The 21,447-nt window shown below is 58.2% G+C and carries 8 protein-coding genes; 5 read left to right on the top strand and 3 right to left on the bottom strand.

Annotation, left to right across the window (positions count from 1 at the left end; genetic code table 11):
* Nucleotides 1-24 precede the first annotated feature (24 nt).
* From ONB52_22235 to ONB52_22225, 3 genes are all read left to right on the top strand, one after another.
* Nucleotides 25-3,249 carry a caspase family protein gene (locus ONB52_22235; GenBank protein ID MDZ7418853.1) on the top strand — a complete coding sequence of 1,075 codons (3,225 nt, stop codon included), beginning with the start codon at nt 25-27 and terminating at the stop codon, nt 3,247-3,249.
* A gap of 154 nt (nt 3,250-3,403) precedes the next feature.
* Nucleotides 3,404-4,327, top strand: a complete 924-nt coding sequence (locus ONB52_22230) for a glycoside hydrolase family 19 protein (protein ID MDZ7418852.1) — start codon at nt 3,404-3,406, stop codon at nt 4,325-4,327.
* Nucleotides 4,328-4,330: 3 nt separating this feature from the next.
* Nucleotides 4,331-8,566, top strand: coding sequence for an AAA family ATPase (locus tag ONB52_22225; protein ID MDZ7418851.1), 4,236 nt, complete (start codon nt 4,331-4,333; stop codon nt 8,564-8,566).
* A 111-nt stretch (nt 8,567-8,677) separates the two neighbouring features.
* Here the strand turns inward: ONB52_22225 and ONB52_22220 are convergent, their stop codons facing one another.
* The gene (locus ONB52_22220) at nt 8,678-10,186 is read right to left on the bottom strand and encodes a serine protease (protein MDZ7418850.1); all 1,509 of its coding nucleotides are present in this window, start codon (nt 10,184-10,186) and stop codon (nt 8,678-8,680) included.
* Between the two features lie 213 nt (nt 10,187-10,399).
* Nucleotides 10,400-10,666 carry a hypothetical protein gene (locus tag ONB52_22215; GenBank protein ID MDZ7418849.1) on the bottom strand — a complete coding sequence of 89 codons (267 nt, stop codon included), beginning with the start codon at nt 10,664-10,666 and terminating at the stop codon, nt 10,400-10,402.
* 292 nt (nt 10,667-10,958) lie between these two features.
* Here ONB52_22215 and ONB52_22210 point away from each other — a divergent pair, with 292 nt between their 5' ends.
* Nucleotides 10,959-14,336, top strand: a complete 3,378-nt coding sequence (locus ONB52_22210) for an ATP-binding protein (protein ID MDZ7418848.1) — start codon at nt 10,959-10,961, stop codon at nt 14,334-14,336.
* A 98-nt stretch (nt 14,337-14,434) separates the two neighbouring features.
* Here ONB52_22210 and ONB52_22205 read toward each other — a convergent pair whose 3' ends face one another.
* The gene (locus ONB52_22205) at nt 14,435-18,367 is read right to left on the bottom strand and encodes a cadherin-like domain-containing protein (GenBank protein ID MDZ7418847.1); all 3,933 of its coding nucleotides are present in this window, start codon (nt 18,365-18,367) and stop codon (nt 14,435-14,437) included.
* A 1,376-nt stretch (nt 18,368-19,743) separates the two neighbouring features.
* On the opposite strand from ONB52_22205, the gene ONB52_22200 reads away from it, so the two are divergent.
* A complete protein-coding gene (locus tag ONB52_22200; GenBank protein MDZ7418846.1) occupies nt 19,744-20,070 on the top strand; it encodes a hypothetical protein in 327 nt (108 codons plus the stop codon).
* Nucleotides 20,071-21,447 lie beyond the last annotated feature (1,377 nt).

The raw sequence follows: 21,447 nt of genomic DNA, 5'->3' as shown, positions 1-21,447 counted from the left end.
TCATTTCCAATTGGAGAAAAAAAGATGGCTGCAAAAATCTACGCCCTGCTCGTCGGCATCAATGACTATGCGCCGGAGGTTGGCAGGCTCGCGGGCTGTCTCAATGACGTTGATCACTTCAAAGACTTTCTGACCGGCACCTTCGACAAAGCCCGGCTTGCGATCGAAGTCCTGAAGGACAGTGAAGCCACGCGTGGCAACATCACCAAGCAATTTCGCAGCCATCTCGGCAAAGCTGGAGAGGGTGACGTGGCGGTGCTGCAATACTGCGGACATGGTGCGCGCTGGAAATCCGCAGCCGCGTTCAAAGAGTTCTTTCCCGCCGGCAAGGATGAAGGCCTGGTGTGTTATGACAGCCGCCGGCCCGGGGGATTTGATCTGGCTGACAAGGAACTGGCGGTGTTGCTGGCGGAACTTGCAAAGAACAATCCCCACGTGGCTGTCATCTTGGATTGCTGCCATTCCGGCTCGGGCACGCGCACTGTTGACGCTTTTCGCGGTTTGAAACCACGTGTCACCCATGAAGTTTCTGCGGAACGGCCCTTGGAGAGCTACGTGGAGGGTTACTACGCCAGGCTGCAGCAAAAGAAACAGTCGCTCTCCATTCCAGCCAGCCGGCACATCCTGCTGGCGGCTTGCGAACGCACGCAACAAGCGCAGGAGACGCCGGATTGCAGCGGGGTGTTTACCGACACGCTGCTGGAGGTGTTGAGCAAGTGCGGCGGCGACATCACCTATGCCGATCTGTTCGTGCGCTGCCGCGCGGCGGTACGCATGCGCGCCGACAACCAGAATCCGCAGTTCGAGGCGTATGAGAATTTCAATGCCTGGAGCGGATTTCTCGGCCGGGCTGCGTCGCAGGCAGCGCGGCGTTATAGCGTCTACTACGAGGGCAACAGTTGGAAGATCGAAGCGGGCGCGCTGCATGGTTTGCCCACCGAACCGGAGAAAAGCGTGGCGCTGGCATTGTACCGGGAAGACGAGCCCACGCGGGCTGCCGGCAGCGCTGCGACTGTCATGGTCGGGCCGCAAAAGAGCGAATTGCGCCTGGGCTTCGCCGGCGATCCGGCGGCGCGCTATCAAGCGGAAATCACCACGCTGCCGGTGCCGCCGCTGCCGATTTATTGCGCCCAAGATGAGAAGCACAGAGAGCTGCTGCAAAATGCGCTGGCGCAGGACGGCTCGGTCAACGCGATGCTCACCGAGATCGCCGAGGGGACGCTATACGCACTGGCGGTTGACAATGACAAGCTGTTGCTGAAACAGCGCGAAATGGACTTGCTGATCCAGGGCGTTGCAATGAATCCCAAACGCCCGGAAGAGGCAATCTGGACCATGTTGGCCATTATCAAACACGTGGTTCGCTGGGAGCGAAGCTGGGCGTTGCAAAATCACGGCACCAAGATGGACACTGCGCTGGTCGATTTTGTCTTCTCCGAGAAACTGCCGGAGGGCGAGCACGATTATCCTGCCGGTGAAATCACGCTGGACTACGTCAAATCCGGCGGCGAATGGCAAAAAATTCCGGGCAAGTTCAAAGTGCGCAACCGCACCCAACAAACCCTGCACATGGTTTTTGCGCATTTCTCCAACGCCTACGGCATTCAGGTTTTCAGCAACGAGCCGGTGCCGCCGGGCGAGGAGTATACCACGCTGCAAGTGGGCGGTGATCCGGCGGTGGAGTTTTGGGTGGAGGAGCCGGCCAATCACGCCAGCGAAAATTTCAAGCTGATTGTCAGCACCGAGAAAGTGGATGATTTTCTGTTGACGCAGGAGGCACTGGAGTTGGGCAGGATTTTGTCTGCCACGCGCGGCTTCAGCCCCGCCAAGACGGTCAAGAAATATGAGAATGATTGGTTCACCAAGAGCCTGCAGATCAAGATCGTCCGTCAGCAGGATCAAATCGGCAGCCGCGCGGCCCAGCTCGCCGGTGGGCAGGTGGTCGTGAAAGCGCACGCCTCGTTCAAAGCCAATCTCAGCCTCAACGCGGCGCGGACAGCAACACGCGGAGTGGGTGAGATCTTGGATTTCTACAAAGCCTTCGAACGCCAGGGCATGGCGATGCTCAATTTTGCCGGCACCCGCGGGGATAACGAAAGTGTTCTGGAATTGACCGACATTCAAAACGCTGACGCCTTGCGGGAAGACCCCCTGGAAGTCGAGTTGCATGTGCCGTTGCAGGAAAATGAAGGCATTCTGCCGCTGGTGTTCGACGGCCAGCACGTCCTGCTCGGCGGCGATCCGGTCAGGGACGAGCACGGCAACACGCACATCAGCATCGACCACATTCCCGATGTGCCGGACAACCGCCGCAGCGTGGGCAAAGCCTTGAAGCTGTACTTCTTCAAAACCTATCTCAAGCAGAACGTCAATCAACTGTGCTGGGTGGAATATCGAGCGGATGGCACCATCACGCGGCACAAGAGCATGCTGGCCGAAAAAGTGAATGCCGCGCAGAATATCGTCGTGCTGGTTCACGGCATCATCGGTGACACCGAGAACCTGGCCACGGGTTTGCACCTGGCCGGCCTCGATCAGCAGTTCGATTTGGTGCTGACCTTCGATTATGAGAATCTCAACACGCCGATCGCGGAGACGGCGCTCGATCTCAAGAAAAGGTTGGAAGCCGCCGGGCTGGGCGCGCATGACGACAAAAAGCTCACCCTCGTGGCGCACTCGATGGGCGGATTGGTGTCCCGCTGGTTCATCGAGCGGGAAGGCGGCAACACCATGGTCGATCATCTCCTGATGTGCGGCACGCCCAATCAAGGCTCGCCTTTCGGCAGGATCGATACCGCGCGCAAGCTTTTCAACGTGCTCACCGGCGTGGCGATGAATTACATTCCCGCGCTGATTCCGTTCAACGGCGCCATTCTGTTCGCGCTCAATCGCTCGAAGAAGATCACGCCCACGCTGGAGCAGATGCATCCCACTTCGGAATTCATCACTACGCTCAACAGCAGCGGCGATCCCGGCGTGCGCTACACCATTCTTGCCGGCGATATCGCAACTTATCAGGAGCCGTCGGATCAATTCTTTGCCAAAATGCTGACCAAAGCCGGCAAGGGCCTGGTGATGGACGCTTTGTTCGGCAGCAGCGCACATGATATTGCGGTTGGCGTCGAGAGTATTTTCGGCATCGACGGCGGCCGCAATCCCTTGCCCAAGCGGGTGAACGTGGCCTGCCATCATTTGAATTACTTTATTTCCGCGGCCGGGCAGCAGGCGCTGAAGGCGGTGGCGTGGTGATGCCGGGCAGGATTGCCGCCCACCCTTATGCGCGCGGGCCGCGATCGCGGTTTTCGGTTCGGGGTTCAAAATGCGAAACCATCATGTTGCCGGGACTTTCAAACCATTACCCAAAGGAACCATTATGGTCACCGATGATTCATTGAAACAAATCATGCCCAAACTGCCGGAGGCCAAGCGCGCGGCCTTTCTGCCCGCGCTGCAAACCGCGCTGAGTGAGTTTGCCGTAAACACACCCAGGCGCGAGGCTGCATTTCTGGCGCAGATTGCCCACGAGTCCGGCGAGTTGACCATCTTTGCCGAGAATCTGAATTATTCCGCCAAGGGTCTGATGGCGACCTGGCCCAAGCGCTTCCCCGATCTGGCAACGGCGCAGAAATATGAGCGCAATCCCGAGAAGCTGGCGAACTACGTTTATGCCAACCGCATCGGCAACGGCGACGAGGCCAGCGGCGACGGGTGGCGCTTCCGCGGCCGTGGTCCGATTCAAATCACCGGGCGCGAGAACTATCAAAAATACGGCAGCCGGCTCAACCTCGATCTTGTCAATCATCCCGATCAAGCCGCGACCCCGGAGGTGGGGTTTCGCATTGCCGGCTTGTACTGGCGGGAAAACGGCCTGAACGAACTGGCCGATCGCGAAATGTTCGAAGCGATTACCAAGCGCATCAACGGCGGCTTGAAGGGCCTCGAAGATCGGCTGAAATACTTTACGCGCGCCAAGCAAGCGCTGGGCGTACCGGCCACCCGCGGCCTGCGTCTGCCGGAATCCGAGCTTGACCTCGAGTTGCCGCCCGAATTCACGCGCGGGCGGGAAGCGCTGGAGGAAGAGACACCGGTCGAGCGGGAACGCACACCACGACCGCGCGGAGCGGCACTTGCCCCCGCGGTGGTGGTGACGAAGAGCACTGCCAGAAGAGAAGTCGGTCCGCAGAAAGCTGCCAGGAAGAAAGTGGTAGAGAAGAAGGCTGGAAAAGAGAAAGCCGCCCACAAGAAAGTCGTTAAGAAGGCAAGCAGCAAGATCCGGGGATCGGCAAAAGCAGCGAGCGGGCGCAAATCCGTAACAGGCCGCAAATAGTCAATGGCAGCGCTACGATCCGACAAACCCGCAATCTTTCTCGCTTTTGCGCAGGATCGCGTCGATGGTGGTGCGTATCTGCGCAATCTTCCTCTCGAGCTGGACGGCATCCGCAAGGCCATGCAAAAGGCGCGACAGGCCGGGCTGTGTGAAGTAGTGGAGCGCTCCAACACCACGGTCGAAAACATTCTCGACGTGTTTCAAGAGTATCAGGATCGCATCGCCATTTTTCACTACGGCGGCCATGCCGACAGCTATGAGCTCCTGCTCGAGTCGCTGACCGGTGAGCACGCCATAGCGCACAGCGAGGGCCTGGTCTCTTTTCTCGCGCGGCAGAAGGGCTTGCAGTTGGTCTTTTTGAACGGCTGTTGTTCGCAGCAACAGGCGCATGATCTGATCGCAGCCGGATTGCCCGTGGTGATCGGCACCTCACAGAAGATCGACGATGCCGTGGCCACCAGTCTTTCCGGGCGCTTTTACCGCGGTCTGGCCGCCGGCCTCACGATTGATCGCGCCTGGGCGGAAGCCGTGGATCAAGTCAAAGTCGAGAAAGGCACGGCCAATCTCCGTGCGCTGCATTGGAAGGGGCAGGCCGAAGTCAGTGATCGGTTTCCATGGGAGATCTACTTTCGCCCGGGCGCGGAGATCGTCAAGGAGTGGAACCTGCCGGCAGCCGCCCATCAGCCGCTGTTTGGCTTGCCACTGCCGGAGAGTTATTATCGCCGGCTGCCGGTGGCACCGTATGTTTGGGTAAAAGATTTTGAGAAGGAGGACGCGGCGCTCTTCTTTGGGCGCGGCGAGGAGATTCGCAAGCTGCATACCCTAATCACCGCCGGCAGTCAACCGATTCTTCTTTTCTCCGGCAAAGCCGGAGTGGGCAAATCTTCTTTGCTGCAGGCCGGGCTGCGGCCGCGCCTGGAAAATGATTACACGATAAAGTACGTGCGATGCCGTTCCTCTCAAAACCTGGCGGACACCCTAACGCAAGCGCTGGAGGAAGTTGGTGAGGAGTGCGGGTTGCCACCCGTGCAATCCAGCGGGCGGGAGGAGCTTCGCCTCAAACTCGCTGAATTGCAGGAGGCGTTGACGGCAAGCACGGGATTCGTCCGGCAGGTGCTGGAACATGAGCGGCAGAAACTCTCGGCGCGGAGCGCCGAAACAGTGGCGTTTGCGGATCTGTGGCATCGCATTCAAGAGAAGAATGATCGGCCGTTGCTGCTTGTGCTCGATGAGCTTGAGAAAAATGCCGACGGTCGCGAGCACAACGAAACCGCACTGGTGGAACACCTGCGCGCCTCTTTGCAGCTCGTGCAACCGGTTTTCGCGCCAACGCAGGCGCAGCCGCGCGGGAAACTCATTTTGAGTTGCCGCGAGGAGGTTTCTCTTCCCGTCCGTGAGGCCTTGCAAGCGCTGTCGCTGCCCTTTGCCGAAGTGTTTCTGCGACCGCTATCGCGGGAAGGAATCGTCGAAGCCGTGGAGGGCGTGACGCATCACCCGGCCACGCAAAGTCAATATCGTCTCGAAATCGAAAAGAGCAACAACGGCAATTTGCCCGACCTCATCGCCGACGATCTGCTGGAAAGCGAGGAATCGCCGCTGGCGCCGATGCTGCAAATTGTGCTGGCGGAGTTATGGCAAGCCGCCGTCAATGAGAACGCGCAAGCGCCGCGCCTGACGGTGCGGCAGTATCTGGAACTCAAACAGAGCGGCGGCCTGGTTGGCGCGTTTTTCAAGCAACAGCTCGAACAGCTCAGCAATTGGGAGCCGGACGCCGTGGAGTCAGGATTGGTGTTGGACTTGCTTTATCAGCACCTCACGCCGACCGGCAATGCGCAGAGTCTGCGGGTTGCGCAACTGCAGAAGATCTATCATGGCCGTCAGGAGGTGATTGGCCGGCTTCTCGGCAAATGCCGCGATCTCTACCTCCTCACCGAGGTTTCGCTACAGAGCACCAGTCTGGCGCATGCCCTGCTTGCGCCGGCGGTGATCAAGGAATACGGCAACTCGGTCAAACCGGGCCAGCAGGCCGCGCGCATCTTGCACAGCCGGATCGAGGAGTTTCGCGCCAGGCAAAAGGACATCTGGCTGAATGACACCGACCTGGAGATGGTGGAGCAGGGCCGGGCGGGCATGCGGCAGTTGGATGCTGATGAAGAACGCTTGTTGCAGATCAGCCGCGCACGCAAGGCACAACGGGAAAGAGAACGCAAGCGCAATCGCATCGTCCGCAATGTGCTTGCCGTGTGCATTTTGCTGTTTGCCCTGCTCGCCGGCTGGCAGTGGCGGGTATCGGAACGAAACTACCAACGCGCCCAGGCCAATCAACTGGCTTTCAGCGCCCGCGATCTGTTCCGCGCGGACAACACCAGGGCATTGCGCCTGGCCGCAGCGGCCTACGCGATTCTGGGAACGCAATCTCCGCCATTGGTGGCGCGCACATTGAGCGAAATCTTTCACTCGCAAGACCGGCAGCCGTTCTATGCCGCACGTTTCACCCATGCCGAGCACGTCAACACCGCGGTGTTCTCTCCGGACGGCACCCAGGTTCTCACCGCCGCCGAGGACGGATTCGCCAAACTGTGGGATCAGCGCGGGAATCTGAGACAGAGCTTCGATCACGAAGGCTATGAAGTCAAAGCCGCGGCTTTTTCGCCGAATGGCAGACAGATTTTGACGCTGGCGAATGCCGTGCTCAGTTTGTGGGAGTTGGAGGGCCGGCTCGTCGATCGCGATTCTTTGCTCTCCGGCCAGCCGGCTGATCTGTCGAATTTCTCGACTGACGGCACGCGCATTTTGAAATCGTTTACCGGCAGCGAGGATGAAGACTTTCGCGCGCTCCTGCAACGCCTGCAGCAGGAGGAGCAGATTTACCGGGTAATCCCGGCCGCCAATCGCCAACGCGTGGTGACGATTTCATCGGAGGGCAGGGCCAGATTGCTGGATGGCGAAGGAAAGGTGTTGCGCCATCTCGACAGCAGCGTGGTGGCGGCCGCCCTGGCACCCGACGGCAAGCGCCTGTTGACGATCACGGTCGATAGTCTCAGCACCATCCGGTTTTGGAATGAGCAGGGCAATTTCCTCAATGCCTTCACCTACAACGGCGAAGTGAATCAGGCGGTGTTCTCGCCGGACGGCAGGCAGATGCTCACGGCGGCCAATGATCACACTGCCAAGCTGTGGGATCTCTCGCAGCGATTCGTGCATCGGCTGACTCAACAGGGTCTGGGCGTCACGGCTGCGAGCTTCTCACCGGACGGCAGGCGCATCGTCACGGCTTCGTATGACGGCGTTGCGCGGCTTTGGGATGAGCACGGCCTGCTGATCGACAGTCTGGCGCATGAGGAGGTGGTGAACGCAGCGGCCTTTTCGCCGGATGGAAAACGCATTCTCACTGCTTGCCGGGATGGCAGAGCACGGTTGTGGTTGTTCGAAGAAAGGCGCGTGGTGAGCCTGCCGCATCGGGGCGCGGTGGAAACCGCCGTTTTTTCGCCCGACAATGGCAGCCGGATTTTGACTGCCGCACGCGACAGCACGGCGAGATTGTGGACGCCAGACGGCACTTTGCTCACGACTTTTTCTCCTCACGGCGAGGTCCTAAACGCCATGTTCGCGCCGGATGGCCGCCATATTCTCACCGTTGCGTCCGACAGTGCCGCCACCTTGTGGTCCGCGAATGGCGGCGCGGTCAGGGTTTTCAAACACGAGGATGAAGTTTTGGCTGCGGCTTTTTCACCGGAGGGCAAGTGGCTGCTGACCGGTTGCGCCGACAGCACCGCCAGACTGTGGCGCACCGACGGCTCGGCTGCTGCAAAGGTGCTCCGGCAGCGGGAGAAGGTGCGGGTGGTCGCGTTTGCGCCCGATGGCCGTTTGCTGGCAACGGCCGGCAGTAGCGTCAAGCTGTGGGATGAGCACGCGAATCTGCAGGCCAGTTTTGCGCACAAGTATGCGGTCACGTCATTGGTGTTCTCTTCCGACGGCAGGCAGGTGCTCACAGCCTCGGTTGATACCAGCGCCCGGTTGTGGAATTTGCACGGTGAAGTGCTGGCGCACTATGGCAAACATGCGCTCAAAGTCAATGTTGCGGCCTTCTCGCCGGAGGAAAGCAGGATCATCACCGCTTCGGATGACGGCACAGCCCTCATCTGGTGGACGCCGCCGGCCATTTTCAACTGGCTGAAAACGGCACCAGTTTGCCAATTAACGCGGCAGGACGAGGAGCTTTATGGCATCGTGCGGTGACACGGCTGGCCGCGGGATCTGCGTGCGTTGAGAAATAGAAATCCCGCCGGGAACAGCGGTGGTCATCGCGGCGGGAGGTGTGCGACCGCAGGCAGGGCAGCAGGTTGCGGATCAATAATACGCGAAATCAGTCAGAATGGCGCAGGCTTCCATCAGGTAGAGAAATATGCGCTCGTCCTTGTCATCGTTTACCGCCGCCCAGTCGTTCACTTTCACCACAACGCCGAGAAAATCGGTGTCATCAATGGTGAGCGAAGCCAGGAATTCGGCGGTGTAATCGCCGTTGTCATCGCGGGCGACGCGTTCAATCAGTTTGCTGTAATAAGGTTCATCCGCGTCATCGAGGAAATCGTCGATATCGTCTGGCTCGCCCGGCACTGCCTGCCAGTCTTCGCGGTCGCTGAGAACGTAATCCTCGAACCAGGCCAGCGCGGCGCGGCTTTCTTCCAGGGAGTTGTTGCTGCGCGCAAAGATGATCATCGTGATGCCGGCCACCGGACTGGAGGCCTCGATCAGTGTGTGGCCCTCGCTTTTTTCGATGCTCAGGTCGCTTTCAGCCGGCAGGGCAATGGTGGCGCCGGTGTTGTCCTCCTGATAGACCTCGATGAGGTGTGCAAACAAATCATCCAGCGTGGCGCGCTCGTCCTCGGCGAACGGTTCTTCATGCTGTTGCACCAAATCGCGCAGATATACCTGCTCCTCCTCAAACAGAGTGTCGTAGATATCCCTCCAGCTCGCGCGATATTCGAGCGCAAAGGCGAGCGGGTTGCCATTGTCATCGACGACGTGAAACGGGCTGCTGTCGGCGAGTTCGCGGAGCGCCGGGTCATTCTCCAGATGGGGATTGTCGGCGCGCAGGCCGCTGTAGAGTCGGTCGGAGGTGCAGGGGCTGGCCGGCACAGCCGTCAAGCCCTGACTCACCAACTTGGTGAAGTTGCCAGCCGCGGGAATGGCCCAAATGAAGCCTTTGCCGTTGACCGGCGGGCCGCCGTCGACCATGCCAACGAGATGGCCTTGATAAGTCAGCGGTGAGCCGGAGTGGGCTTTCTTGATGTTCTTTTCTTCGAATTTGAAGACGCTGGTTTTCAATGTGGGATAATTGCCGCCGCCATTCGAACACAGTGCCGCCGCCAGTGCCGCCGGCTGTTGTGCAAGACGATTGTCCAATCGCTCGAGCGCGATGACACGGTCGAGTTTGGTTTCTTTCTTATCCATACGGGAAGTTTTATCGGGTGCTTCCCAGAAGTTGAGCGGTGTGTCGAGCGGCGCGTCGCCCGGATAAATCTGCAAAATGGGAATGTTGGGCGGCGGGGAAGCCTGCAAGCGCAGCAGTGCCAAATCTGCGGGTGCGTAGGTCTTCTCGATGGTTGCGGGGAGTTTTTGATTCTTCCAAACCACGGTAATGGGCGACCGGCCGGCGACCACGTGCAGCGCGGTGACGATGTTTCCCGGCTTGCCGTAGGCCACGCCATAGCCCGAGACCTTCCCGGCGTGCACCAGCACCACGGACTCCTGCTGGGCTGCGAGCGGTGGCGGCAGCAAGAGCGTGCAAGCAATGGCAACTCCGGTCAACCTCGCAAAGCAGCGGCTGACACCGGAAAATTGGAAGCGCATAAGCATCACTTCTCCAGATGAGGGGTGAAAAACTGGTATTCCCACCGGCGGGAGCTGTCGCGGGAAGGAAAAGCAGGCGCGATCGGCGAATTCGAAGATGAATGGCAGGCGGGAATCGCGCCCGTTCTTTCACGGTGTCGGCGTGGGCCGACGAGTCGGCAGGTGCGGCCTGGCAGCGCGTGGAATGCAAATCGCGCAATATGCTCGCAGGCGGCGGCCTTAATCGCCGCCCGAACCACTCTTCACCGGTTCGCCGCGGCCGCGTTTGAACTTGATCCGGTAGGTTTGGTTGCCCGCCGTGCCGGTCACGGTGTCAACCAGGCGCCCGGTGTCTTTGTCGATGATTTTCCAAATTTCTCCTGCGGTGGTGCCTTGGGTGGATGATTCGGTGGGCCCCAAATCGATGACCGGCGTGTCCCCGCGTTGAATGGTGACGACGTACACGCTCTCGTTCACGAAAGTGATGCTGCCCTGGGCGTCTGGCATGGCTGGTCTCCTGGCAATGAGATTAGCAGTGGAATGTTGCGGAAAGATAACTATATTCACTTGATTCGCAAGACAAATCTCCATGCGAGTTGAATTTGAACCAACGCCGGTGGCCATGAGAAGAGTGCTTGTATCTGCCATTTGTCTGAACGGAGCATTATGGTGCGCAACGCTTTCCGCCCAATCGCGTTTGGCAAATGCCGGCGAGCGGCTGCGCCTTGAGCACCTTTCCGTTGAGCAGGGGCTGTCGCAAAACACCGTGCAATGTGTGCTGCAGGACCGGCAGGGCTTCATGTGGTTCGGCACGCAGGACGGGCTGAACAAGTATGACGGCTACGGTTTCACGATTTACCGGCCGGATCCGCAAAATCCGCAGAGCATGAGCGGCACGCGCATCGAGTCGCTTTATGAAGATCGCAGCGGCACGTTGTGGGTCGGCACCGATGGCGGCGGCCTCAATCAATTCGATCCAGTGACTGAGACCTTCCGGCATTATCAGTACGATCCGCAAGATCCCGGGAGTTTGAGCCATAACAATGTGCTGGCCATTCGCGAGGACCATTCGGGCACGTTGTGGGTGGGGACCGAAAGAGGCCTCAACCGCTTCGATCGCGCGACGGGCGTTTTCAGGCGCTATTTTCACGAGGCGGAAAATCCGCACAGCTTGAGCCACAACTCGGTTAGTTCACTCTATGAAGATGATGCCGGCGTATTGTGGATCGGCACCTGGGGGGGCGGCCTGTCGCGCTTGAATCCCGAGGCGCGAGCGGACGGCAGGTTTGTTCGCTACCAACATGATCCCGCCGACTCACAAAGCCTGAGTGGGGGGTGGGTGCGATCACTTTGTGAAGACCGGCAGGGCAACCTGTGGATTGCCACCAAAAGCGGGCTTTGCTGTCTGCCGCGGGAGCATCGCGCGGCGGGAATCTTCACACGTTATCGCTTCGAGGCCGGCAATCCTTTGGGATTGAGTCACGATGATGTGTGGTTGGTTTATGTCGATCGCGCCGGCGCGCTGTGGGTCGGTACGCATGGCGGCGGCTTGAATGTTTATGAGGCGGCGACGGGGACCTTTCGGCATTATCCCCATGCACCGCAAGACCCGTACAGCCTGAGCAGCAACGAAATCTACTCTGCTTGTGAAGACCGAAGCGGAGATTTGTGGATTGGCACGCGCGACGGCGTGAGCCGCGCCGATCGGGCGCCGGCGCCGTTCCGCCATTATCAGCATGATGTTGAGAACCCCCGCAGCTTGAGCGATAATTCGGTGTGGTCGATCTATGAAGACCGCAGCGGCCGCGTATGGATCGGTACGATGAGCGGCGGCCTCGATCTTTTCGACCGCACCACCGAGACGTTTCGCCACTATCAGAATGATCCGCGTGATCCGCACAGCCTGCCCAACAATTCCGTGTGGGCCATTAATGAAGATCAGACCGGCGATTTGTGGATTGGCACGCAGGGTGGGCTGGCACGCCAGTGGCGCGATGACCGTGGCCGTGTGCGTTTCCACACGTATCAGCGCGACCCACAAAATCCCCGCAGCCTGAGCTACAAGTGGGTCACTGCCATCCATGCAGATCGCCGCCGGCCCGGCGTGTTGTGGATCGGTACCTGGGGCGGGGGCCTCAACCGCTTCGACCGCGCCAGCGAGACCGTTCGCCACTTCCGCAACGACCCCGGCGATTCGCTCAGCATCAGCTCCAATGCCATCTGGCTGATTCATGAAGATCGCGCGGGCAGGCTCTGGATTGCAACGGAAGCTGAAGGCCTCGAAGAATTCGATCGCGCCAGCGAAACGTTCCGGCATCATCGCAACGATCCTGCCAATCCCAACAGCCTGAGCAACAACACAATTTGGTCGATGCATGAAGATCGCGCCGGCATCTTGTGGATCGGCACGCGCGCCGGCCTCAATCGTTTCGATCCGCAGGCGCAAACGTTCAAGCACTACCGGGAGAAGGAGGGTTTGCCCAATGCGGTGATCTATGGCATTCTGGAGGACGATCACGGTAATTTGTGGCTGAGCACGAACAGTGGCTTGTCCAAGTTCGATCCGCGCAACGAGAGCTTCCGCAATTACGACGTGCACGACGGCCTGCAAAGCAACGAGTTCAATGCCGAGGCCGCCTTTCGCGGCCGCAACGGCGAACTCTATTTCGGCGGCATCAATGGCTTCAACGTTTTTCATCCAGACAGCGTCAAGGACAATCCCCATCTGCCGCCGGTGGTGATCACCGGCCTGAAGCGCTACAACACCGACGTGGCGGAAGGCGTCGCCCTCGCGGAAAAGGGTGTGGCGGCGCGGCCGCAGATCCGGCTCTCTTACAAAGACGAGATTCTCACCTTCGAAGTGGCGGCGCTCAATTTCCGCAATAGCGCGAAAAACCAATACGCCTACATGCTGGAAGGATTGAATGACCGCTGGCTGCAACTCGGCAACAAGCGCGAAATCACCTTCACCAATCTTGACCCCGGGGATTATACGCTGCGGGTGAAAGGCTCCAACAACGACGGCGTGTGGAATGAGGCGGGAACGGCTTTGCATTTCTCGATTACGCCGCCGTGGTGGCGCACGCGCTGGGCCTATGCCGCTTATGATGCGTTGTTGCTGGCCGGCATTTTCGCGGTGGATCGCATCCAGCGGCAGCGGCTGCTGGCCAGAGAGCGGGCGCAGGCGCAAATCCGTGAAGCGGAGCTGCGGGCGCAGGCCGCGGAGGCGCAAATGCGCGTCATCGAGACACAGGCAAAGGTTCTGCAAGCTGAAAACGAACGCAAGGAATTGGAGCTGCGCAAGGCGGATGAGCTGCGCACGGCGTATGAGGCGCTGGGCAAGGCGCATGAACATCTGAAAGCCACCCAGCAGCAACTGATCACCCAGGAAAAGCTGGCGTCATTGGGCCAGCTTACCGCCGGCATCGCGCACGAGATCAAAAACCCCCTGAATTTCGTGAACAATTTCGCCTTGCTCTCTGTGGAATTGGCGAAGGAGCTGCGGGAAGAGCTGGAAAAACACAGGGCGAAGGGACAGGAGACAATCGGTGATGCTGATTTTGGCATGATCGTGGGGATTGTTGAAACGTTGATCCAAAACGCCGAGAAGATCAACCAGCACGGCAAACGCGCGGACAGCATCGTGAAGAGCATGATGCAGCATTCGCGCGGCAAGACCGGCGAGCGCGAATGGGCCGATATCAACGCGCTGGTGGATCAGGCGCTCAATCTGACTTATCACGGTTTGCGCGCGAACGACGCGTCGTTCAACATCACAATTACAAAAGAATATGACGACAGCATCGGCCCGCTGCGCGTCATCCCGCAGGATTTGAGCCGCGTGTTTCTTAATCTCATCAACAACGCCTGCTTTGCGGCCAATGAGAAGAAAAAACTGAACCCCGCGGGCTTCTCACCCACGCTGACGGTGCGCACCCGCAACCTGCGCGACCAAGTCGAAATCTGCATTCGCGACAATGGCAACGGCATCCCGCCGCAGATTCGTGACCGCATCTTCACGCCTTTCTTCACCACCAAGCCGGCCGGGCAGGGCACGGGATTGGGCTTGTCGATCAGTTATGACATCATCGTGCAACAGCACCGCGGCCAGATTCGCGTCGAGAGCGAAGAAGGCCGCTTTGCCGAGTTCGTGATCCTGTTGCCCCGCGACGCCTGAGCACCGTCGCTGCCCCACATCAAACAAAATGACCAGCCCATCACTCCGGATGAGCTGGTCACCAAGGGATCGAAACAACTGCGCCTCGCGGCGCGCGCTTACTTTGCCAGCACGAGCTTGCGCTGCGCGGTGAAGCTGCCGGCTTTGATCACATACAAGTACATCCCGGTCGCCACCCGCTCGCCCTGATCATTCGTGCCGTCCCACACCACGCTGTGCCGGCCGGCCGGCATCCTGCCCGCCACCAACCGTTTCACCAACTGGCCATTGCTGTTGAAAATCGCGAGACTCATGTCATTTGCCTGCGGCAGTGCAAAACCAATCGTGGTGCTGGGATTAAAGGGATTGGGATAGTTCTGTTCGAGTGCAAAGGTTGTCGGCGTCTGGCCGGTTTGATTCTCGACCGCAGTGACCGCAGCCGTAGTGAAGCGGAAGGTGTCCGCACTGGCTGTGGTGAATTCCGCATCGCGGGCGTAAACCAGCCAGTGATAAGTCGTGGCCCCGCGCAGAAAATCCCTGCCGTTGAAACGCAGTTCGGGCGCTTTGAGGCCGGCAATCGTCGTATCGGTGACGGCATTGAAGATGCGCACGCTGTACACCAGCGAGTCACCGTTGGCATCCGCGGCCGGCTGCCAGCGCATCATCACCGGCGCCAGTGGATTGATGACTGCCCCGTCCTGCGGCTGCAACAGCTTGAAGGCCGCCGGCGGCTTGTTGGCGCCGATGACGTTGACGATGAAACTCGTGAGCGCCACGGCATTGGAGTTGTCGCGCGCAGTGACGATGATCTCCACCGGGCCGGAGAAATCCTGTTGCGGTTTGCCCCACAGCGAATCCCCGGTGATCCAGACGGTGAGGCCGGGGCCGGCACTGGCGCTGAGCGTGAGCACATCACCATCGGGATCGGCAAACACGGTGTGCAGTTTGTCAAACAAAACCGTGGCGTCACCGTTTTCCTGGAGGGCGACATTGGGGATGGTGCCGGCCACCACCGGCTGCCGGTTGACCGCCATTACGGTCACGTACACGCGCGCCGTGCTGCTGCCGCCGCGGCCGTCCTCAACGGTATAACCCAGGGAATCCCTTCCATGAAAATTCCGCGGGGGCGTGTAAATGATGCTGCTGTCCCCGATGATTCGAGCCTGGCCGAGGGTATTGGCGAGATCGAGTGCGGTCACGCGCAAGGCATCATCATTGGCATCGAAATCGTTGCGCAGAATCGCAACGGTGACCGGCGTGTTCATGCGCGTGGTGATCGAATCCGGTCGTGCCAGCGGCGCGCGATTGGCCGCCGCGACCGCAAAGACATCCACGCCCGTGGGGCGATAGCGCACGTGAAACTCGATGTTCCGGGGCGGGTTGCTGATCACCTGGCTGAACTGGCCGCTGGCCGAGCCATATTCCATCACGCGAAAACTGTCTCCCACACTCGCGCGGTAGGCGGGAGTGAGTTCCAACTCCAGCGTGCCGTCCAAGATCGCGTTGTGTGTCACCACGAGCCGGGAATACTGCGTGCCGGCCTGCAAACCGCCAATTTCAATGAGCAACTTGCCGGCCGGCTTTTGTTCGTAGGAGCCGGCAATGCGCATGATGCCGGGCGAGGCTCCGGGCCGCACCACGCCTTCGTTGGTGAACGATTTCGCCGGAGTATTCACCGTGCCGTTGCCCACCAGCGTGCCGCCCGCATGATTGACACCGACTGCACCGCCCAGGAAAAGGGAGCGCGTCTCAAGCACTTCGAACTTTCCGAAGTTGTTGATCCCGCCGGTAATAAAGACATCGGAGATGGCGCGCACACTGGCACCGCGCGCGATGGTCACCTCGCGCAGATATGAACGCGTGCCGGTGCCGGGGCGCTCGAACGAGATGATTTGCGGCTTGCTGCCATCGAACACAAAGACGGTGCCCTCCGGTTGAAGCGCGGCGGCGCTGACTGCCTGCATCAGATTGCCGCGCAGCACGATGGAACCGGCCTGCAGCACATTCAAACCCTCGAAGGTGGCATCGCCATTTACGATCAGCCGGTCCGCGGGATTGCTCATGATCAAATGCTTCTCCGCGCTGAACACGCCGGCTTTGAAGTTGCCGCCAATCTCCAGTGTGTGGCCGTTGAGCGTCAGCGATTGCCTCGGCAGAATGGTGACATTGTTTACCGGCAGCGCCAGGAGCAGGTCCTGCTCCATGACCAGTGCGCCTGCGATGTTGGTGTTGTGAACGGCATACGTGCCCCCCGTGATGCGCGGTAGGGCGCCGGTGTAGTTGGTGCTGAAGCCGGCGGCTTGCTGCAAGCTGCCACCCGCCTCCAGCACCAGCCGGCCGGTAATGTAGATGTCGGAGACGAAGGTGACCCCAGCGGCATTGCGCACGGTCAGGTCTTTGAAGTGGGAGCGATTGCCCGTTCCGGGTTTTTCGAAAAACACGCTCTGCGGTGCGCGGCCGGCCAGCAAGAAATGCGTGCCCGCCGGTTGCAAGGACTTGCTGCTGACCTTTTGTAAAATATCACCCCTGATGATGATCACTCCCGCTGTCAGCTCACTTTGCCCTTGAAACTCCGCATCACCATTGATCTCCAGCGTGTCCGTCGTCTGGGTCATGAACAAATGTTTGTATTCTTCAAAAACCCGGACGGTGAAATTGCCGCCGACCCGCAGGGTGTGGCCGTTGAGAGTGAGGGAACAGCGTGGCAGGATCGTGAGATGACTGCCGGCAGCGGGCAGGCTCAGATCGGCATCGAGCGCCAGGGCACCGGCAACATAGCTGTTGCTGATGGCATACTCACCGCCCGCGAGATTTGGCAGCGCACTGACATAGTATGTCCCCTGGCCGGCCTCCTGCATCACCCTGCCGGCTGCAACAGTCAGGCGGCCGGTGAGATAGACATCGGTCGCGAAGCGAACGCCGGCGGGATTTCTGATGATCACATCCTGCAGGAAGGAACGATTCAACACGCCGGGCCGCTCGAAGCTCACGGTCTGCGTCTGCGTGCCTGCCAACACGAACACGGTGCCGGCGGGCTGCAGGGCCGCGCTGCTGACGCGTTGCTTCAGATCCCCGCGCACGATGATCGTGCCCGCAGTCAGCGTGCTGTATCCTTCAAAGATGGCTGCACCACCGATTTCCAAAACATCTGCCGCCTGTGCCAGAATCAAATGCTTGTGGTCATTGTAGGCCTTGACGGTCAATGTTCCACCCACCAGCAGTTTGTGGCTGTTAAGAGCAAGTGCCTGGCGACTGAGGATGGTCAAATCGTTTTCAGGATGTGGCAGCGCGCGGTCGCCGTCCATCACGATCGGGCTGGCCACCAGGGTGTTGCGCACGCGGTAGTCGCCCGCCGTGGTGAGCGGCAATTGCTGATGAAAATAAGTCGCGACGGAATCCGCCTGCAGCAGCCGGCCGCCCTCCTGCAATTGCAGCAAACCGGTTACATGCACGTTGCTCAGGAACGTCACTCCCGCGGGATTGCGCACGATGACATCGCGGAGAAAGGATTGGTTGTTGGTGCCGGGCCGCTGGAAGTGCACTGTCTGCGGCGCCGCGCCCGCGAAAATGATCACGGTGCCCGCCGGTTGCAACGCGATGTTCACCGCCTCCTGAACGAGATTGCCGCGCAGCACCAGACGGCCGGCCTCCAGCCGCGTGCGGGCCGCGAAAAACGCATTACCGTTGACAATGATCTCGTCATCAGCATGGCTCATGATCAAGTGATCAATTGCGATGCCGCTGGTGCCCACTTTGAAATCGCCGGCGACCGTCAACGTATGGCCGTTGACCGTCAGGCTGGCGCCCAGATCGATGGTGAGACTGGCCACGCTGGCATCGTCATCAAGAATGGGATGATTGCCGTTTGCCGCTTTTTTAATGACCACGATGTTGATTGCCTGCGGCTGGCCAGCCGGCAGCCAGTTGCCGGCATCCGACCAGGCACGCGAGACAGAGCCTGTCCAGACTTTGACCTCCTGTGCCGAAGCTGCCGCACTCAGAAAGATCAAAAAGCCATGCAAAACATAACGCCGTAATCTCTTTTGTCTCATCGACCTCACTCCTTGGGTAGTTGCTGAACACTGTGAATTTGTTGGCCTGCGACGCCCATTTTGCCAGGAAAACTGAACAAATCGTCCTGGCTCTCAGCAACAATTTTGCCAAAGTTGTATGTGTACCGCATTCAGTCATTTTTTGGCACTTTAGGTGTGTTTGTGTATAATTGACGAGCACGGAAGTCGATAAATATCAAATGCAGTCACTTCTGATTTCGGAGTTTGAAGCGATGAGTGAGATGCGGCTAAAAATTGACCACCTGAGGCAGGCTGTTATGCTGTTGTAATTTTTTGAAACATTTTCCTTCCCCGGCGAGCAGGACCGAGACAATCACTTGCACATGGGCAAATGGGTAAAAAGCCGCAGTGGATGGCCATATGACGCACGCGCTTCATTGAGCGTCTGTCCGAAAATTTTCCCATCCCAGTTGAGCGGGGTGTTCAAAACAGCAAGACGCGTAAAAAATCCGGTGTATTTGCGGCAACGGCCAAGCCGTTGCAGAAACACCTCATCAAATGTCGGTGATTTCGGACGGATATTTTACAGCATCAAGCTGGAATGAGGGTGGGCAAGTGAAGGCGTCCGCGATGACGCTGTATGCGGACCTTTGGTGCAAGATCCGAAAAATAAAATCCGAATTTTTTCGGTGACCGCCAGCTTGTGCCGTATGGAGAGGGAATAACGCAAAAGGCATATTGCCTTTCCCCTTTGGCAGGAAAGCCGTTGTTCGCCTGGAGTGCAGGCCCTTCTCCAATACTGGCACGATTCATCTGTCGCAAATGAGATGAATGTTCTGCCCGGGACGCCTCGTGGCAGGATAACAAAAAGCAACGGTGGCTGCGTGCAGTGGAAATACAGTGGATTCATCGGCAGACTTTGCCACGAACCGGCAAGCAAGGGATGATTATCAGAAACAATCGAAGCTTCACAAAAACTCGGGCAATTTGCGGGAGAGAACCCCGGTTCATTCATTGCGATGTTGCCTGCAAAGCAAGAATGCAGTCATTCGCAAAACTGCCCGGGCGCTCGGACTTTTGAAAGCCTGGTTGACAAAGAAATGCAATCATCAAAATTGATTCGAAAAGTAGTCGGACGGGGAATTTCTGCAAATGGCCCGAAGATTTTCAAACCGGCACATTTGTCAGATGTTGTCTTGTGAAAGCTTCTTAATATAGCATCTGGCGTTACCGTTCCTCTTTTTTCGAATGAAATGCCTTAAAGCCCTGCTGACAGCAAAGTACTTGACATTTACGGTTACATTGTTCTTCTTATAGTGTCCGTTTTAAGCACAATGAAGCTTGTTATGCAGAGTTTTGGCTGACTTCATCGTGCCTCAAAAGAACCAACTTTAATTTCAAGGAAGGAACATGACATGTCGGTTGATCAGAAGCGAGTGATTGCTCTTGCGTTGGAAAGCCTAATGGCTGAACGGGACCGAGTCGATGCGGAAATTGCCGAATTGCAGACACAGCTACGTACTGGAAAATCGCCGGCCCAAGCTGCGGCACGCAGGATTCTGAAACGCCGCAAAGCCAAAGTTCGGGCACAGGGTAAAACCAAGAAAGTGAAAGCCGCAGCCGGCCAGAGGGGCAGACGCAACCGGAAAACTGCTGCTGCCATGCGGCTGCTTTGGGAAAAAGCGCACAAGGCAGGCTTTACCAATTTGAGGGATTACAAAGCCAGCTTGAACGCGCAATAAGAGCCAGAAGCCGTCAGCGATACCCGCAGTTGAAACAAAAGGAAACCCAGTGGCAGCACTGGGTTTTTCTTTTCAAGAACTTGGAATTGTACCTCGTTGGGTGCCGCAGGCAGGATTCATTCATAGCTCGGGGCCTTGACCGGACCAGGCCTGGATGCAACAATCACGGGCCACCTGCCGAAAGTTAGTTAGTCTGATAATGATTTACAGCAGACCTGTCCGTCACGAGCCCACCGAAACAAGAGCGCGAAATCATTCACAACAGACACAACCTCGCCCCAGCCCCAAAACCGGCCAGCACACCGGATAAACACTTTTTCCAGGCTGGCAATACAGCATTCGCCAGCGCAGACCGGAAAAGGTTCTGGCGTCTGCCGGCGGGTGTTTGCAGCCCGGCGATGGTTTTCAACTCGTGCACCACCACTTGTGTATGTGCTCCGGTCATGTACTATCTCGCAAAATTCTCCTGGCCGCCGCGTGCGAATGTCCCCCCCCAGTTCTTCTCCTGTGCGGTCAGCGCGATCCGACCACAGGCTGGACAGCCCGATCACACGGTCAGCGGTCACCGGAAGGAGTGCCCCCGCCTTGGTGGGAGCCTGACCATTCGCTGCAAAGCTGTTGTTGTAGTAATCTGCCATGCCCGTATGAGCATCCACCAGAATGAAAATGAGCTTTCGTAGTCGTGCCTTAAGGCATTAGCCCAGAAGAGTCTACTACTACTACCTGAATTTTGCATTTTGGCTTGCCATTGCCCGGAAGAAATGGCGTGCTCACAAAAGTCCGTCAGGATTGAACTGTTTGTAGGCATTCGAAGCTTGCGCGTCTTTAAACTCCGTCAGTAGCCTGTAGAATTGCGCATGATCTGGTGTGGTTTTTTTGAGGAAAGCCAGGCAGGTCATTCCTGATGGAGTTTTTGGAAATGCGATATGCCGCTTTACTAAAAACAGTTCCCTCTTACCGGAGTTGACCGCAGGTTTGCCTGCAAAAATTTTTTATGCTCCACCCCTTTGGTGGTTGGGCGTCGCAATCAAATCGACGTTGCCCGCAGAGGGGATCAATCTGGATGCAAAATTCAGGTACTACAAAAGTATTTTTGTGTTAATGCCTCAATAACGTGCGGGAAGTCAGCGCATATATTTTGTTTGCAGGCAGAGAGGCCTGTGCCACGCCACGCACGACTGCGAGATTACTTTCCAGGGTAACGCCATAGCCAGCGATTTGTGCGGCGAAATTGCAAAAAATGTTAAAAGGTATCCACCCGGTGAACCCATCTTGAAGCTTGCCGAAGCAAGAGGTATTTTCGAACTTTTTTTAGCGCGCACTTTTGTGGCGACCAGCCGGAAATGGCAACCGAATGGCAATTCAGATAACGGCCCT

The sequence above is a fragment of the candidate division KSB1 bacterium genome (assembly GCA_034506255.1).
Lineage (GTDB): Bacteria > Zhuqueibacterota > Zhuqueibacteria > Zhuqueibacterales > Zhuqueibacteraceae > Coneutiohabitans > Coneutiohabitans thermophilus.
Note: the sequence above shows the minus strand (reverse complement) of the source record. Positions and strands in the feature narration are given on the sequence as shown.

Coding starts and splice junctions, on each gene's coding strand:
- ONB52_22230 (MDZ7418852.1), top strand. CDS start 3,404: ATGCCCAAACTGCCGGAGGCCAAGCGCGCGGCCTTTCTGCCCGCGCTG.
- ONB52_22205 (MDZ7418847.1), bottom strand. CDS start 18,367: ATGAGACAAAAGAGATTACGGCGTTATGTTTTGCATGGCTTTTTGATC.
- ONB52_22220 (MDZ7418850.1), bottom strand. CDS start 10,186: ATGCTTATGCGCTTCCAATTTTCCGGTGTCAGCCGCTGCTTTGCGAGG.
- ONB52_22215 (MDZ7418849.1), bottom strand. CDS start 10,666: ATGCCAGACGCCCAGGGCAGCATCACTTTCGTGAACGAGAGCGTGTAC.
- ONB52_22235 (MDZ7418853.1), top strand. CDS start 25: ATGGCTGCAAAAATCTACGCCCTGCTCGTCGGCATCAATGACTATGCG.
- ONB52_22200 (MDZ7418846.1), top strand. CDS start 19,744: ATGTCGGTTGATCAGAAGCGAGTGATTGCTCTTGCGTTGGAAAGCCTA.
- ONB52_22225 (MDZ7418851.1), top strand. CDS start 4,331: ATGGCAGCGCTACGATCCGACAAACCCGCAATCTTTCTCGCTTTTGCG.
- ONB52_22210 (MDZ7418848.1), top strand. CDS start 10,959: ATGTGGTTCGGCACGCAGGACGGGCTGAACAAGTATGACGGCTACGGT.